This window comes from Chondromyces apiculatus DSM 436 (assembly GCF_000601485.1).
GTDB classification, from domain to species: domain Bacteria; phylum Myxococcota_A; class Polyangia; order Polyangiales; family Polyangiaceae; genus Chondromyces; species Chondromyces apiculatus.
The window spans coordinates 49,591-62,915 of record NZ_ASRX01000003.1 but is presented as its reverse complement, the minus strand read 5'-3'; the positions used below and the strand labels follow the sequence as shown (position 1 = coordinate 62,915).

The following is a 13,325-nucleotide window of genomic DNA, read 5'->3' as shown; positions in this document are numbered from 1 at the left end:
CGCAGGCCCCTGATTCAGGGTACGCAGTACCGCCCCGCCTCGCGCAGGTCGGCCACCAGCGACACCATCGCGAGTTGTGGCGATGCGTTCCTCTCCAGCCTCACCACGGCCCTCCCCACCGCCTCGTACCGCCGCGCCAGCACCTCGGCCGACGCGGGCGCCTCGTCCACCTCTCCGCGCGCCCGCCGCGCCAGGGCTGCCCCGAGCGCGCGCAGGTCCGCCTTCAGCCGGTCCTTGTCCTTCTCCAGCGACTCCGCCAGCGTCACCGCCATCCCCAGATCCCGCGCGTCCACCGCCTCGAACACCCGGCGCACGAAGGCCTCCCGCGCCTCCGTCGCCTCCTCGTCGCACAGCTCCAGCGCGGCCGACACGCTCCCCCCGGCCATCTCCAGCGCCAGCTCCTGCCGCTCTGCCGGGATCTCCGCCGCCTCCAGCGCATCCCGCACCACCGCCTCCGGCAGCGGCCCGAACCGCACCGGCATCGTCCGCGAGCGGATCGTGTTCAGCAGCGCGTCCGGGCGCGACGTCAGCAGCACGAAGTACGTCCCTTGCCGCGGCTCTTCCAGCGTCTTCAGCAGCGCGTTCGCCGCCCCCGTGCTCAGCTCGTCGGCGTCCCGCACGAGGAACACCCGCGCTCGCCCCTCGTGCGCCGGATAGCTCGCGTGCTGCAGCACGATGGTGCGCACCTGGTCCACCGAGATCTCCGACGACTCGTCCGTCTTCCGCCCGATCGTCGCCGCCGGATAGAAGTTCCGCGCCACGATCGCCACGTCCGGGTGCAGCGGCGACGCCGGCCTCCCCGGCGATCGCCCAGCCGCCCTCTGGCAAGCGCTGCACGCCCCGCACCCCAGCGGATCGTCCCCCACGCAGACCAGCGCCTGTGCGAGCGCCGTCGCCGTCATCTCCTTGCCCACCCCCGGCGGCCCCTCGAACCGGTACGCATGGTGCACGCGCCCCGACGTGAGCGCCCGGGTGAGCGTGGAGATCGCCATGTCCTGACCGAGAATATGCGTGAACGGCACCGCCAACCCCTACCATAGGTACCGCGCACCCTGGAGCAGGGGCCTGCCGGCTCCGGCATGCAGCCGACCCGAACGCCGTTGAACCCCTTCCATCGACCTGCGACCCTCCACGCTGGAGGGCCTTACGCTTGAACCGTCACCTCTGCCTCCTTGCGATCCTCTCGTGGAGCCTCACCGCCTGCGGCAAGTCCACCTCCGGCGACGACCCTGGCGCCGTCACCAGACCCGCCGACGGCACCGCGCCTCCCACCGCGGCCACCCCTGCGAGCCCCCCGACGGCTGCACCCGCCGCCGACAGCGCCGCGCCCTCCCCGCCCTCTGCGCCTGCGAGCGCCGCGGCTTCCGCGAGCGGCTCCGCGGCGTCGTCCCCGGACGCCCGCACCCCCATGCCTGCTGCGGACGAGTTCAAGGACGCCCCCGAGGTGACCGTCACCGGCTCCACCGCCCGCCACTGCGAGACCAGGATGGTCCGCGAGTGGCTCCGCGTCCGCTGCACGCCATCCGGCGAGAGCGACAGCAAACCCAGCGACATCATCCTCCGCAAGGGTGGCGCCGAGGTCTACAGGACGGTCGCTCCCGGCGTCACCAACCTCCTCTTCCGCTTCGTCCCCGGGACGGACGTCGAAGCGGCCTTCACCTGGTCGGAAGACGACACGTACAAATTTATCTCCCAGTGGCCCCGCGGCGCGCCCCGGCCACCCGTGATGGGCGCCTTCCAGCCCTACGCTCACGGCGACAATCCGTGATCCTCCCGGAGTCGGTGTCGGGTCCTCCGTGGATTCGGGCGCCCCCCGTACCCGCCTTCCCGAACGCGCGCTAAGGTCTCCCCGATGCGTGTCCTCGTCCTCGGCGGCACCCACTTCATCGGCTTCTTCATCGTCCAGCGCCTCCTCGCGGCGGGCCACGACGTCACCCTCTTCAACCGCGGCATCTCCCCCGATCCCTTCGGCCCCCGCGTCCACCGCCTCCACGGCGACCGCCACGGCGACGGCCTCGCCCACCGCCTCGGCGGCCGTGAGTTCGACGCCGCCGTCGACCTGCTCGCCTACACCGAGTCCGACGCCCGCGGCGCCATCCAGGCCCTCCGCAACCGCGTCGGCCACTACGTCATGATCAGCACCGGCCAGGTCTACCTCGTGCGCCAGGACTGCCCTGTCCCTGCCACCGAGGCCGACTACGACGGCCCCCTGCTCCCCGATCCTGCCGAGCACACCACCGCGCCCGCCGCTGCAGACGCCCTCCCTGCTCCCAGCGCCGGACCCGCCTCCAGCGCCTCCTCTGGCGCGCCCTCCGGTGCCTCCGCCGAGGCCCTCGTCCACAAGGCGAGCTACGACTACGGCGTCCACAAGCGCGCCTGCGAGGACACCCTCGCCGCCGCCTGGGAGGCCGAGCGCTTCCCCGTCACCCGCCTGCGCATCCCCATGGTCGAGGGCCCCCGCGACCCCCAGCGCCGCGTCGAGGCCTACCTCGCGCGCATCCTCGACGGCGGCCCCCTCCTCCTGCCCACCTTCGAGGGCGCGTCTCCCCACGTGCGCCACGTCTACGTGGTCGACATCGCCGACACCGTCCTCACCGTCCTCCGGAGCCCCGGCATCACCACCGGCCAGGTCTACAACCTCTGCCAGCAGGAGATGCCCACCCTCCCCGAGTACCTCACCCTCCTCGCTGCCTCCATCGGCGCGCCCCCCCCTCCCCTCGTCCCCGTACCCGCCTCCGCCCTCACCGCGGCCGGCCTCGATCCCAGGCTCGTCTCGCCCTTCAGCAGCCGCTGGATGTCCTGCATCGACCCTGACCGCGCCGTCTCCGCCCTTGGCTTCAAGCACCGCCCCCTCGCCCACACCCTCGACATCCTCACCACCAACCTCCTTGCCCACCCCCCGTCCGACCCTGTGCCCGGACGAGAGCGACGCGCCGACGAGATTGCCCTCGCCACGCGCCATGCAGGAGCCACCTCGTGAACAAAGCCCAGCGTCAGCGCTTCCTTGCCGCCATCAACCATCACTTCGCCACCTCCCTCGACGAGACCCTCTCCCGCCACCACGACGTCGACCCTGCGACCCTCGCCCTCGCCCTCTTTCAGGAGGTCGCCGCCTCCGTCCCGGCCTACGGCCGCTTCCTCGCCGAGCGCGGCCTCGACGCCGCCGCCGTGCAGAGCCACGAGGCCTTCCGCGTCCTGCCCGTCCTCACCAAGCAGACCTACGTCCTCGCCAACCCCATCGCCGATCTCTGCCGCGGCGGCCGCCTCGAAGACTGCGACATGGTCGCCGTCTCCTCCGGCTCCACGGGCCGCCCCACCTTCTGGCCCCGCTTCGTCACCGACGAGCTCCCCGTCACCCGCAGGTTCGAGCAGATCTTCCACGACAGCTTCGAGGCCGACCGCCGCCGCACCCTCGCCGTCATCTGCTTCGCCATGGGCACCTGGGTCGGCGGCATGTACACCACTGCCGCCTGCCGCCACCTCGCCGCCCGCGGCTACCCCATCACCGTCATCACCCCTGGCAACAACAAGGACGAGATCTTCCGCGCCATCGAGGAGCTCGGCCCCGCCTTCGACCAGGTGGTCCTCCTCGGCTACCCCCCGTTCCTCAAGGACGTCATCGACGCGGGCCTCGTCCGCGGCATCGACTGGTCCCCCCTGAACATCAAGCTCGTCTTCGCCGGCGAGGTCTTCAGCGAGGAGTGGCGCACCCTCGTCCTGGAGCGCGCGGGCTCGAAGGACCCTTACCGCGACTCCGCCTCCATGTACGGCACCGCCGACGCTGGCGTCCTCGCCGTCGAGACCCCGCTCAGCATCGCCATCCGCCGCCACCTCGCCCGCTACCCCGACGTCGCCCGCGAGCTGTTCGGCCAGGAGCGCCTCCCCACCTTGCTCCAGTACGACCCTTGCGCCCGCTACTTCGAGGCCATCGACGGCATGCTCGTCTTCACCGGCGACGGCGGCACCCCCCTCGTCCGCTACGCCATCCTCGACCAAGGCGGCGTCATCCCCCACGACACCATGCTCTCCTTCCTCGCCCGCCGGAGCTTCCACCCCCTGGTCACCCTCAGCGACGGCCGCGGCATGCGCGACATGCCCTTCGTCTACGTCTTCGGCCGCTCCGACTTCACCGTCTCCTACTTCGGCGCCAACGTGTACCCCGAGAACGTCTCCGTCGGCCTCGAACAGCCCACCGTGAGCGCCCACGTCACCGGCAAGTTCGTGATGGAGGTCCGCGAGGAAGACGACCACAACCCCATCCTCGTCATCCGCATCGAGCTGGCCCCAGGCGAGGAGCCCTCCGACCTCCTCCAGAACACCCTCGCCCAGGCCATCCAGGCCGAGCTGCTCCGCCTCAACAGCGAGTACAAAACCTACGTCCCCGAAGGCCGCCACCTCCCCCGCGTCCTCCTCCTCCCCACCGGCGACCCCACCTACTTCCCCGTCGGCGTGAAGCACCGCTACACCCGCAAGCCCACCCCCGCCGGCTGATCCGCCGCCCGGCAACGCTGCTGCGCACGCGCCCCGCGACCCGCGCTTCCGCAAACGACCGAGCGCGCATTGCACCTTCATGCGTCCTGCAGTGCGCGCGTGTGTGAGGTGCGTGAGGAGCGCGCCGCGGGAGCTTCTGGCGGCACCGTGCTAGTCTCCGCGTCGAGACCTGGCCATGACGGAACCGGTGCAGAACCGCTCCCTCTCTTTCGCCGACTACCTCGCCCTGGAGCGCGATAGCGACATCAAGCACGAGCACCTGGACGGTGAGGTCTATGCGATGTCTGGCGGCACGCCCGCGCACAGCCTCATCGCCGACAACGTCAGCGCCGAGCTTCGCAGCGCCCTTCGCGGACGCCCTTGCCGCGTCTTCAACTCCGACATGCGCATCCGTGTCCAGGCCACCGGCCTCGCCACCTACCCCGACATCAGCGTCTTCTGCGGCAAGATCGAGCGCGAGCCCGCCGATGCGAACACCCTCGTGAATCCCCTCGTGCTGGTCGAAGTGCTCTCCCCGAGCAGCGAGGCCTACGACCGGGGCGACAAGTTCGCTCACTACCGACGCATCCCCTCCCTGCACGAATACGTGCTCGTCTCCCAGAGCAGACGCCGGGTCGAGTTCTTCCGCCGCACCGAGGACGGCCGCTGGATCTTCGACGCAGCCGAGCAAGGTAGCATCGACCTCGCCTCCCCAGGCTGCTCCCTCTCTCTCGACGAAGTGTACCTCGGCGTGTTCGACGACACCCCCAGCACCGCGGGCTGAGCCCCTCCGCGGTCACGGACGCGCCAGCATCGCTGCGTCACGACGTGCTTCCGCATTCACGGCTGCGCCAGCGTCGCGCCAAGGCAACGTCCTTCCATGTCTATCGCGGCGCCAGCGTCGCCTCCCCGATCTCCTCCAGCACCACCTGCAGCGAGCGCATCACCGCGGCCTCCACGGCCTCCTGCGCGATCGGCTCGGGCACGAACCTGTCGCTCGGCACGTGCAGGAACCCCGCCTGCCGCACCCCCGGCAGCGCGCCCGCCGCGCAGGCCGTCATCAGCGCGAAGAACACCTCGTTGCAGAGGAACCCCCCGGCATCCTCGCTCTCCTCCACCGGCACGCCTTCCTCCCTGAGCGCCGCCTCGATGCGCGCCACTGGCAGCCGCGAGGGCAGCCGGGTCGAGGCCACCGCCCGCTCCGGCACCGGCAGCGCGCCCGCGTTGTCCTCCCGCCCGAGCCGCGCATCGTCGGCGAAGCGCTCCACGCGGAAGGTCCCCTGCGCCATTCCGAGGCACAGCACCACCTCGGGCTCCACCGCGCGCACCTGCGCCAGCAGCGCCTCCGCCGCCACGTCCCACCGCACCGGCAGCACGTGGCCAGTGATCACCGCCGCCAGCTTCCCGGATGCGCCTTCGCGGGATGCGCCTTCACGGGATGCGCCTTCACAGGATTCACCTCCGCGTGACACGCCTTTGCGCAGTACGCGCCCGTCGAGCGCACGCGCTGCGTCACCGCTCGGATTGCGCGGCGCGCCGCCGAAGGGCTCGAAGCCGGTGACGAGGATGCGGGCGATCATGGGGACCACGCGCAGCGATAGCTCACCCTGCTGCCAGGGAACAGTTGCGGCGGAGCGATCCACGGCTGCTGTTCTCTTTCCGACACGCTGTCGCCAGGTTCCACGTAATGCTCGTGTGCGATACGCTACGCCGCAAGATGAGCCGCACGTCCACAACCTCCCTTCTCGCTGGTCTCTCGGGCGTCTTGCTGGTCGCTGTCGGCATGGGCGCGTGCTCGGCCGCAGGCGACAACGAGACGCCCGGCGGCTCCGGAGCGGGAGCCGGCAGCGGCAACCCCACCAGCTCCAGCTCGGGCATCTTCGACAACACCACCGGCGGCAACCAGAACGGCGGCTCGTTCGGCGGCGAGGTCTGCGGCGCCTCCACCTTCGCCAACCTGGTGCCCGCGAGCATCCTGGTGCTCCTCGACAAGTCCGGGAGCATGTCGGGCGGCGACGGGGAGCCGAACAAGTGGAACCCCACGCGGCAGGCGCTCATCGCGATGATGAACGGCGCCGACAACGAGCTGAGCATGGGGCTCCTGCCGTTCCCGAAGGGCGACTTCAACGACAATGCAGCAGCGCTCTGTTTCCTGAACCCGGCCGCCGCTGGGTGTGCAGAGCTCATCGCGGATGGTGGATGCCAGGACGTGGCCGTGAATCCCGCGGTGGGCGTGGCGCCGCTGCACGACAGCAGGGAGCAGATCACGTCGTGGCTGAACGGTGCCAGTCCCAAGGGGAACACTCCGACCCTCGTCGCGCTCCAGCGGGCCTACCAGATGATGCGCAACGTCAACGCCTTTGGTGAGCGCTATGTCCTGTTGATGACCGATGGTGAGCCGACGCTGGCCCTCCAGAACGTCCCTGGGATTCCGCCGGCGAACCTGGAGTGCAAGACGGAAGCTGACATCGAAGCCGAGGCGCTCGCCGCCGCGAACGGCTCACCCCCGGTGAAGACCTTCGTCATCGGGGCGCCGGGCAGCGAGGGCGCGAGCGATCTGCTCTCCCAGATCGCGATCAACGGCCAGACGCAGCGCTCGCCGACCTGCAGCGCGGCTGCAGGCGATTGCCACTACCAGATCGGGACCTCGGGCTTCCAGCAGGAGCTGGAGGCGGTGCTGAACGAGATCGCCGGCAAGGTGTCCGACTGCGTCTTCGAGATCCCCCAGGGCACCGCCGAGGTCGATCCGACCCTGGTCAACGTCGTGCTGGAGACCGCTTCCGGCACCACCGAGACCTACCGCGACACCAGCCATCAGAGCGGCTGGGACTACACCGACGCGAGCCAGACCAAGATCCAGCTCCACGGCGAGACCTGCGAGGCCTACCAGGCCGAGGAGGGCGCCAAGGTGAACATCATCCTCGGGTGCAAGACCGTCATCCAGTGAGTGAGAAGCTCACCGTGGATCGTGCCTGGTCGGGTCGTCCCCTCGCGCTGCTGTCCGCCTTGCTGGTGAGTTCCGGAGGTTGTGGGGTCCTCCTCGGTCTCGATGAGTACACCGATGCGCCCGCAGACACGAACCCGGGCCCGCCCTCCCAGAGCACCTGCACCGACGGGGTGCTGAGCGGAGACGAGAGTGACGTGGACTGCGGCGGGAGCTGCGCCACGCGCTGCGCCACCGGGCGGGCGTGTCAGGTACCCGAGGACTGCCGGGGAGGTGCCTGCGAGGCCAGCCTCTGCCAGCCCTCCTGCAGCGACGGCGAACAGAACAACGAGGAGACCGACGTCGACTGTGGAGGCGAAGCCTGCCCGTCGTGTGCCGTGGGCGACGGCTGCGTGGGCGACGGCGACTGCAGCTCCGGACTTTGCGACGGTACGAGCTGCGTCGAGCCGCTGGTGTGGGCGAAGGGGCTCGGCGACACGAGCGAGGAGCTTCTCGCCTCCATCGCCGTCGACAGCGCTGGCGGTGTCGCGCTGCACGGAGTCTTCGCGGCGTTCACGGATCTCGGCGGTGGCGTGATCACCGCAGGGGGCGGGGTGAACGTGTTCACCGTCAAGCTGGATGAGAGCGGCCAGCATGCGTGGAGCAAGGGCACAGGGAGTGACGAGAACCAGATTGCCCGCGCCGTGGCGGTCGCCCCCGCCGATTCCATCGTCTGCACGGGAAGCTTCTCCGGGATGATGAACTTCGGCGGTGCCGCGCTCGACGCCAGTGGCTTCGCCGATCTCTACCTGGCGAAGCTCTCGTCCGCCGGGGACCACATGTGGAGCGAGAACTTCGGCAGCGGGAACGGCTCAGGTTCCGCAGGTGCGGAGGACATCGCTGTCGATACGTCGGGCAACATCTTCGTCACCGGCTCCTATACGGGCTCCCTCAGCCTCGGTGGACCGAACCTGCCACCCTTCAACGGCGCCACCAGTGGCTACGGGGAGGTTCTCGTGGCCAAGTTCACGCCCTCCGGCGGCCACGTCTGGAGCCGCGGGTTCCCGGGCGGGGGGGCCCAGACCGGGCTCCAGATCGAGTTCGACGGGGCCGGCAACGTCATCGTCGCAGGAAACATGGAGGGGGCCGTCGACTTCGGAGGAGGCCTCCTGACGAGCAGTGGTGGGTCGGACATCTTCATCGTGAAGCTGAACAGCGCCGGCAATCACGTGTGGAGTCGCAGGTTCGGGGACGCGGAGAGTCAGTTTGTCTCTGGTCTGGCCGTGGATGGCGAAGGCAACGTGGTGGTCACGGGGTTGTTGCAAGGGACGATGGACTTCGGTGGCGCACCGATGACGGCCACCGGAACTCCCGATCTGTACATCGCCATGCTCGACGGCAGCGGCACCCACCTGTGGAGCAAGAGCTACGCGCAGGAGAGTGCCTCCACCGTCGGCATGCGCGTGGTCGCCTCTCCGGAGGGAGACCTCGTGGCCGCAGGAGGCTTCTCCGGTTCCGTCGACTTCGGGGGCGGCGTGCTCACGAGCGCAGGTGGCGTGGATGTCCTCCTGCTCGAACTGCATGCCTCAGGCGCTCACAAGCGAAGCCGCCGGTTCGGCGGATCCGGAGACCAGGTCGCGAGAACCCTCGCGCTCTCGGGCGAGCATGTGTTCCTCGCCGGCGATTTCCGCGAGAGCATCGATTTCGGCGCCGGTCCGCTGGCCTCGAAAGGAATGGCTGACGTGTTCGTCGCCAAGCTGCTCGCTCCCTGAGGCCGAGCCTTCCCAGGCAGCTCGCCCGCGCGCCAGCACCCGTCAGCCTCCGCCTCGAAAGCCCGACCCACCGCCAGCACGCCGTGCGCGCGTCTCCCTCGACGGTCGACAACCACGCACACGCCGTGCGCAAGCCCCCGCCTGCCCTCCAACACCCCTCAGCACGGCGTGCACGCTCTCCCCGCGCCCTCCAGCAGCCGCTTGCACGGCGTGCGTGGCACGCCGGACTCCTCGAACGACCTCCAGCACGGCGTGCATGACCTTGTCCGAGGTCCTCACCAGCCCCCCGCCCAGCGTGCTTGATCTCCCCGGGCCCTCGCACTCACTCGCGCACGCCGTGCATCATCGCCCGCAGCGTCCGCAGCGTCCCCCAGCGTCACGCCACGCCACGCCGTGCCCCTCTCCCCCGCACCGCGGCACCGCGCCATGCCTGCCGCACCTACATCGCCCGCCACATTTCCTGGTGGAGAGCAGCTTTCCAGTTGTGCCCGGCGGACCCCGACCTACCTTGCTGGCGGATTGAACGACACCCGCGACCGCGTGGGGCCTCGGCCGCGATGGGCTGGGGCACCGGGCGTGACGCAGGCTGGGAGGGCGTGGTCATGCGGTTGCTCGGCGCTCGGACCGGGTTGACGGTGTTCCGGTGGGATCTGGTGTACCTGTGCGCCCAGCTTGAGGCGGACGGGAGGGCCGAGATCGGGGGGCTCGCGGCGTCGGTGGGCGCGCTCCTGCAGCAGATGCGGGACGAGCGGGAGGCGTTCGAGCTGGCCGAGGATGCGGCGGTCGTGGCGCGGGCGCGGCGGGCGCGGCGCGGGGTGACGCTCGACCGGGTGCTGATCGCGATGGGTGGCGTCGCGCGGGCGACGGACCGGGCGCTGTATGCGGCGCTGTTTCCGCGGCGCAACCCGAGCAAGACGGCGCGGCTCGCGCCCGCGGAGGAGCTGCAGGAGGTGGCGCGCATGCTCGGGGAGCTCGACGTGCGTCCCGCCGAGCATCCGGTGCGCGTGGCGTACCAGGCGAGGCTCGCGGCGGCGCAGGCGGCGCTGCGGGCGGCGCTGGAGGACGAGGCAGAGGCCGACACGCAGCTCGCGCTCGCGCGCATGCGCCGGGTGCGCTTCAAGCGGTCGCTCGACGAGGCACGGCTGGTGGTGCACGGGCGGCTCCTGGCGCTGCTCCGGGACAAGGCCGAGGCAGGCGCCTTCTTCAGGCCGACGACGAAGCCGCCTGGCAGCGAGGCCGAGAAGCGGGCGCAGGAGGCCGCCGCGCAGAAGGCGAGGGCAGAGGCCGAGAAGGCGGCGCAGGGGAAGAGGACCGAGAAGGTGAGGGCAGGGGGCGAGGCGCCCTCGCAGGGTGAGGCCGCCGAGGAGACGAGGGCAGAGGTCGAGGCGCCGTCCCAGGCCGAGGTCGTCGCGCAGGTCGCGCCGGTGCCTTCGGCGGTGCTCTCTCTGCACCCAGGCATGGCGTTGACGGGCGCGGGAGGCTGGCAGGCCCGGCATGCGTCGCGGTTGCCGCCTCTGTTTCTCTGCAGGAGCGCGGCGCCGCGGCTCCGGGACAGGCTGCTGCGACGAAGGATGCAGGGCAGGCCCGCAGCCGGGGCGGAGCGGGCACTGAACTGACGGCACGTGCTCCGGGGTGACGCTGCCCGGCGAAAAAAAAGATCGGGATCGTGTCGATCGACGGGGGGGTCGGTCGTCGTGTCTGTGAAGCGCGGGTTCGCACCTGGTCAGGAAAGGCCGGGTGGCCCGGTGGTTGCTGCACGGGGCCGGCATGACCGGGCCCATCTGGAAGGAGGCACGACGATGCGATTCATGATGATCATCAAGGCCGACAAGGACACCGAGGCTGGCGTTCTCCCCGACGAGAAGAGCTTCCTGGCGATGACCAAGTACAACGAGGACCTGGTGAATGCCGGGGTGCTGCTCGCGGGCGAGGGGCTGCACCCGAGCTCGAAGGGGGTGCGCGTCAGGTTCGAGGGAGGCAAGCCGACGGTGATCGACGGGCCTTTCTCCGAGACCAAGGAGCTGGTGGCGGGCTTCTGGCTCATCCAGGTGCGCTCGAAGGAGGAGGCGGTCGAGTGGGCCAAGCGCGTGCCGTGCGGGCCGGAGCTGTCGGGGGGCGGGTACGCCGAGATCGAGCTGCGTCAGGTGGCCGAGATGGAGGACCTCGGGGAGGCGTTCACGCCCGAGCTGCAGGAGAAGGAGCGGCAGCTCCGGGAGCGCGTGAACGCCGCCAAGGGGTGAAGGCGCGCGCCTGAACGGGACGGGCGTCATCGACGGCGAGAACGACGGCGAGAGAGCGGCAGCGAGAGAGCGGCAGCGAGAGAGCGGCAGCGAGAGAACGAAGAGGAGAGACGACGATGCGATTCATGATCATCCGCAAGGCTGACAAGGACACCGAGGCGAGCACGATGCCGGAGGAGGGGCTCCTCGCGGCGATGACGCAGTACAACGAGGAGATGATGAAGGCCGGCGTGCTGCGCGGGGGAGAGGGGCTTCACCCGAGCGCGAAGGGGGCGCGCATCAAGTTCTCGGGGGGGAAGCCGAACGTGATCGATGGGCCCTTCGCGGAGACGAAGGAGCTGGTGGCGGGGTACACCTTGATCGAGGTGGCCTCGCGGGAGGAGGCGCTGGCGTGGGTGAAGCGCTGGCCGGCGCTCGACGGGGGGGGCGAGGTGGAGCTGGAGCTGCGCCAGATCTTCGAGGCGGCGGACTTCGGGGAGGCGTTCACGCCCGAGCTGCAGAAGCGGGAGGACGACATGCGCGCTCAGCTCGAAGGGGGCGGCGCGGGCACGACGCCGAAGCCGTGAGGCGCTGGGCGCTGCGGCGGCAGCGGCTTGCGGTGAGGGGGGGGATGCTCTAGTCGGTTGCCGTGACGGCCACCGAGACGCATCGCGTTGTTCAGACGGTCTGGAGGATGGAGTCGGCCCGGCTCATCGCGAGGCTGACCCGCCTGGTGCGCGACGTGGGACGCGCGGAGGAACTGGCGCAGGATGCGCTGGTCGCGGCGCTGGAGACGTGGCCGGAGTCGGGCGTGCCGGACAACCCGGGGGCCTGGCTCATGGCGGCTGCGAAGCACCGGGCCATCGACGAGCTGCGCCGGAACAAGCGGCTGGAGCGCAAGCACGAGGAGCTCGGGCATGCGCTCGATCTGGAGCGGGAGCTGAGCGTGCCGGATCTCGACGCGGCGATCGATGACGACCTCGGGGACGATCTGCTGCGGCTGGTGTTCATCTCGTGTCACCCGGTGCTCTCGATGGAGGCCCGGGTGGCGCTCACCCTGCGGCTGCTCGGGGGGCTGACCACCGAGGAGATCGCGCGGGCGTTCCTGGTGTCGGAGCCGACGGTGGCGCAGCGGATCGTGCGCGCGAAGCGGACGCTCGCCGAGGCGCAGGTGCCGTTCGAGGTGCCCCGGGGCGAGGATCTGGGGGCGCGGCTGTCGTCGGTGCTGGGGGTCATCTATCTGATCTTCAACGAGGGGTACTCGGCGACGGCCGGCGATGACTGGGTGCGGCCGGCGCTCTGCGAGGACGCGCTCCGCCTCGGCCGCATCCTGGCGACGCTGGCGCCGAACGAGCCGGAGGTGCACGGGCTCGTGGCGCTGATGGAGATCCAGGCGTCGCGGCTGCGGGCGCGGACCGGTCCGAAGGGGGAGCCGATCCTGCTGCTCGATCAGAACCGGGGGCTCTGGGACCAGGTGCTGATCCGCCGGGGGCTCGCGGGGCTGGAGCGGGCCGAGGCCCTCGGGGGGGCGCGGGGGCCGTACGCGCTGCAGGCCGCGCTCGCCGCCTGCCACGCGCGGGCGCGCACGGCAGGGGAGACGGACTGGGCGCGGATCGTGGCGCTCTACGGGACGCTCGCGGAGCTGTCGCCGTCGCCGATCGTGGAGCTGAACCGCGCGGTCGCGGTGGCGATGGCGGGGGGGCCGGCGGCAGGGCTCGCGCTGGTGGATGCGCTGCGCGCGGAGCCTTCGCTGGAGGGCTACCACCTCTTGCCGAGCGTGCGGGGGGACCTCTTGCAGAAGCTCGGGCGGCTCGACGAGGCGCGGGCGGAGTTCGAGCGCGCGGCGTCGCTCACGCGCAACGCCCGGGAGCAGCGGCTGCTGCGCGAGCGGGCCGCGGCGTGTCAGAGGGTGTCGTGAGGCAAAGCAGCGCGAGGGGCGAC

Annotated in this window: 12 protein-coding genes; 10 read left to right on the top strand and 2 right to left on the bottom strand. The window is 70.8% G+C overall.

Going from position 1 to position 13,325, the window contains the following annotated elements:
* Nucleotides 1-14: 14 nt before the first annotated feature.
* On the bottom strand, nt 15-1,022 hold the full coding sequence (locus CAP_RS01985; RefSeq protein WP_044235692.1) for a DNA polymerase III subunit: 1,008 nt from the start codon (nt 1,020-1,022) through the stop codon (nt 15-17).
* Between the two features lie 128 nt (nt 1,023-1,150).
* On the opposite strand from CAP_RS01985, the gene CAP_RS49690 reads away from it, so the two are divergent.
* The 4 genes from CAP_RS49690 (at nt 1,151) to CAP_RS01960 (ending at nt 5,254) form a co-directional block, all read left to right on the top strand.
* On the top strand, nt 1,151-1,768 hold the full coding sequence (locus CAP_RS49690; RefSeq protein WP_156040410.1) for a hypothetical protein: 618 nt from the start codon (nt 1,151-1,153) through the stop codon (nt 1,766-1,768).
* A gap of 84 nt (nt 1,769-1,852) precedes the next feature.
* A complete protein-coding gene (locus CAP_RS01970) occupies nt 1,853-2,980 on the top strand; it encodes an NAD-dependent epimerase/dehydratase family protein (RefSeq protein WP_044235438.1) in 1,128 nt (375 codons plus the stop codon).
* Nucleotides 2,977-4,491: a phenylacetate--CoA ligase family protein gene (locus CAP_RS01965; RefSeq protein WP_044235436.1), complete on the top strand. Its 1,515-nt coding sequence runs from the start codon at nt 2,977-2,979 to the stop codon at nt 4,489-4,491. Before CAP_RS01970 ends, CAP_RS01965 begins: the two co-directional genes overlap by 4 nt.
* Before the next feature lie 175 nt (nt 4,492-4,666).
* Nucleotides 4,667-5,254, top strand: coding sequence for a Uma2 family endonuclease (locus tag CAP_RS01960; RefSeq protein ID WP_044235434.1), 588 nt, complete (start codon nt 4,667-4,669; stop codon nt 5,252-5,254).
* Nucleotides 5,255-5,354: 100 nt separating this feature from the next.
* On the opposite strand, the gene CAP_RS01955 is transcribed toward CAP_RS01960, so the two are convergent.
* Nucleotides 5,355-6,113 carry a pyroglutamyl-peptidase I gene (locus CAP_RS01955; RefSeq protein ID WP_156040409.1) on the bottom strand — a complete coding sequence of 253 codons (759 nt, stop codon included), beginning with the start codon at nt 6,111-6,113 and terminating at the stop codon, nt 5,355-5,357.
* A 122-nt stretch (nt 6,114-6,235) separates the two neighbouring features.
* On the opposite strand from CAP_RS01955, the gene CAP_RS01950 reads away from it, so the two are divergent.
* From CAP_RS01950 to CAP_RS01925, 6 genes are all read left to right on the top strand, one after another.
* Nucleotides 6,236-7,417: a vWA domain-containing protein gene (locus CAP_RS01950; protein WP_231511028.1), complete on the top strand. Its 1,182-nt coding sequence runs from the start codon at nt 6,236-6,238 to the stop codon at nt 7,415-7,417.
* 14 nt (nt 7,418-7,431) lie between these two features.
* A complete protein-coding gene (locus CAP_RS01945) occupies nt 7,432-9,165 on the top strand; it encodes an NHL repeat-containing protein (RefSeq protein WP_156040407.1) in 1,734 nt (577 codons plus the stop codon).
* A gap of 602 nt (nt 9,166-9,767) precedes the next feature.
* Nucleotides 9,768-10,781, top strand: coding sequence for a hypothetical protein (locus CAP_RS01940; protein WP_231511027.1), 1,014 nt, complete (start codon nt 9,768-9,770; stop codon nt 10,779-10,781).
* A 183-nt stretch (nt 10,782-10,964) separates the two neighbouring features.
* Complete coding sequence (locus tag CAP_RS01935) at nt 10,965-11,405, top strand: YciI family protein (protein ID WP_044235425.1); 441 nt, start codon at nt 10,965-10,967, stop codon at nt 11,403-11,405.
* A gap of 116 nt (nt 11,406-11,521) precedes the next feature.
* Nucleotides 11,522-11,971, top strand: a complete 450-nt coding sequence (locus CAP_RS01930; protein WP_044235422.1) for a YciI family protein — start codon at nt 11,522-11,524, stop codon at nt 11,969-11,971.
* Between the two features lie 107 nt (nt 11,972-12,078).
* The gene (locus tag CAP_RS01925) at nt 12,079-13,302 is read left to right on the top strand and encodes an RNA polymerase sigma factor (protein WP_044235420.1); all 1,224 of its coding nucleotides are present in this window, start codon (nt 12,079-12,081) and stop codon (nt 13,300-13,302) included.
* Nucleotides 13,303-13,325 lie beyond the last annotated feature (23 nt).

Bases quoted from the DNA above. Each gene is read 5' to 3' on its own strand.
- CAP_RS01930 (WP_044235422.1), top strand. From the start codon at position 11,522: ATGCGATTCATGATCATCCGCAAGGCTGACAAGGACACCGAGGCGAGC.
- CAP_RS01960 (WP_044235434.1), top strand. From the start codon at position 4,667: ATGACGGAACCGGTGCAGAACCGCTCCCTCTCTTTCGCCGACTACCTC.
- CAP_RS01970 (WP_044235438.1), top strand. From the start codon at position 1,853: ATGCGTGTCCTCGTCCTCGGCGGCACCCACTTCATCGGCTTCTTCATC.
- CAP_RS01940 (WP_231511027.1), top strand. From the start codon at position 9,768: ATGCGGTTGCTCGGCGCTCGGACCGGGTTGACGGTGTTCCGGTGGGAT.
- CAP_RS01935 (WP_044235425.1), top strand. From the start codon at position 10,965: ATGCGATTCATGATGATCATCAAGGCCGACAAGGACACCGAGGCTGGC.
- CAP_RS01925 (WP_044235420.1), top strand. From the start codon at position 12,079: ATGGAGTCGGCCCGGCTCATCGCGAGGCTGACCCGCCTGGTGCGCGAC.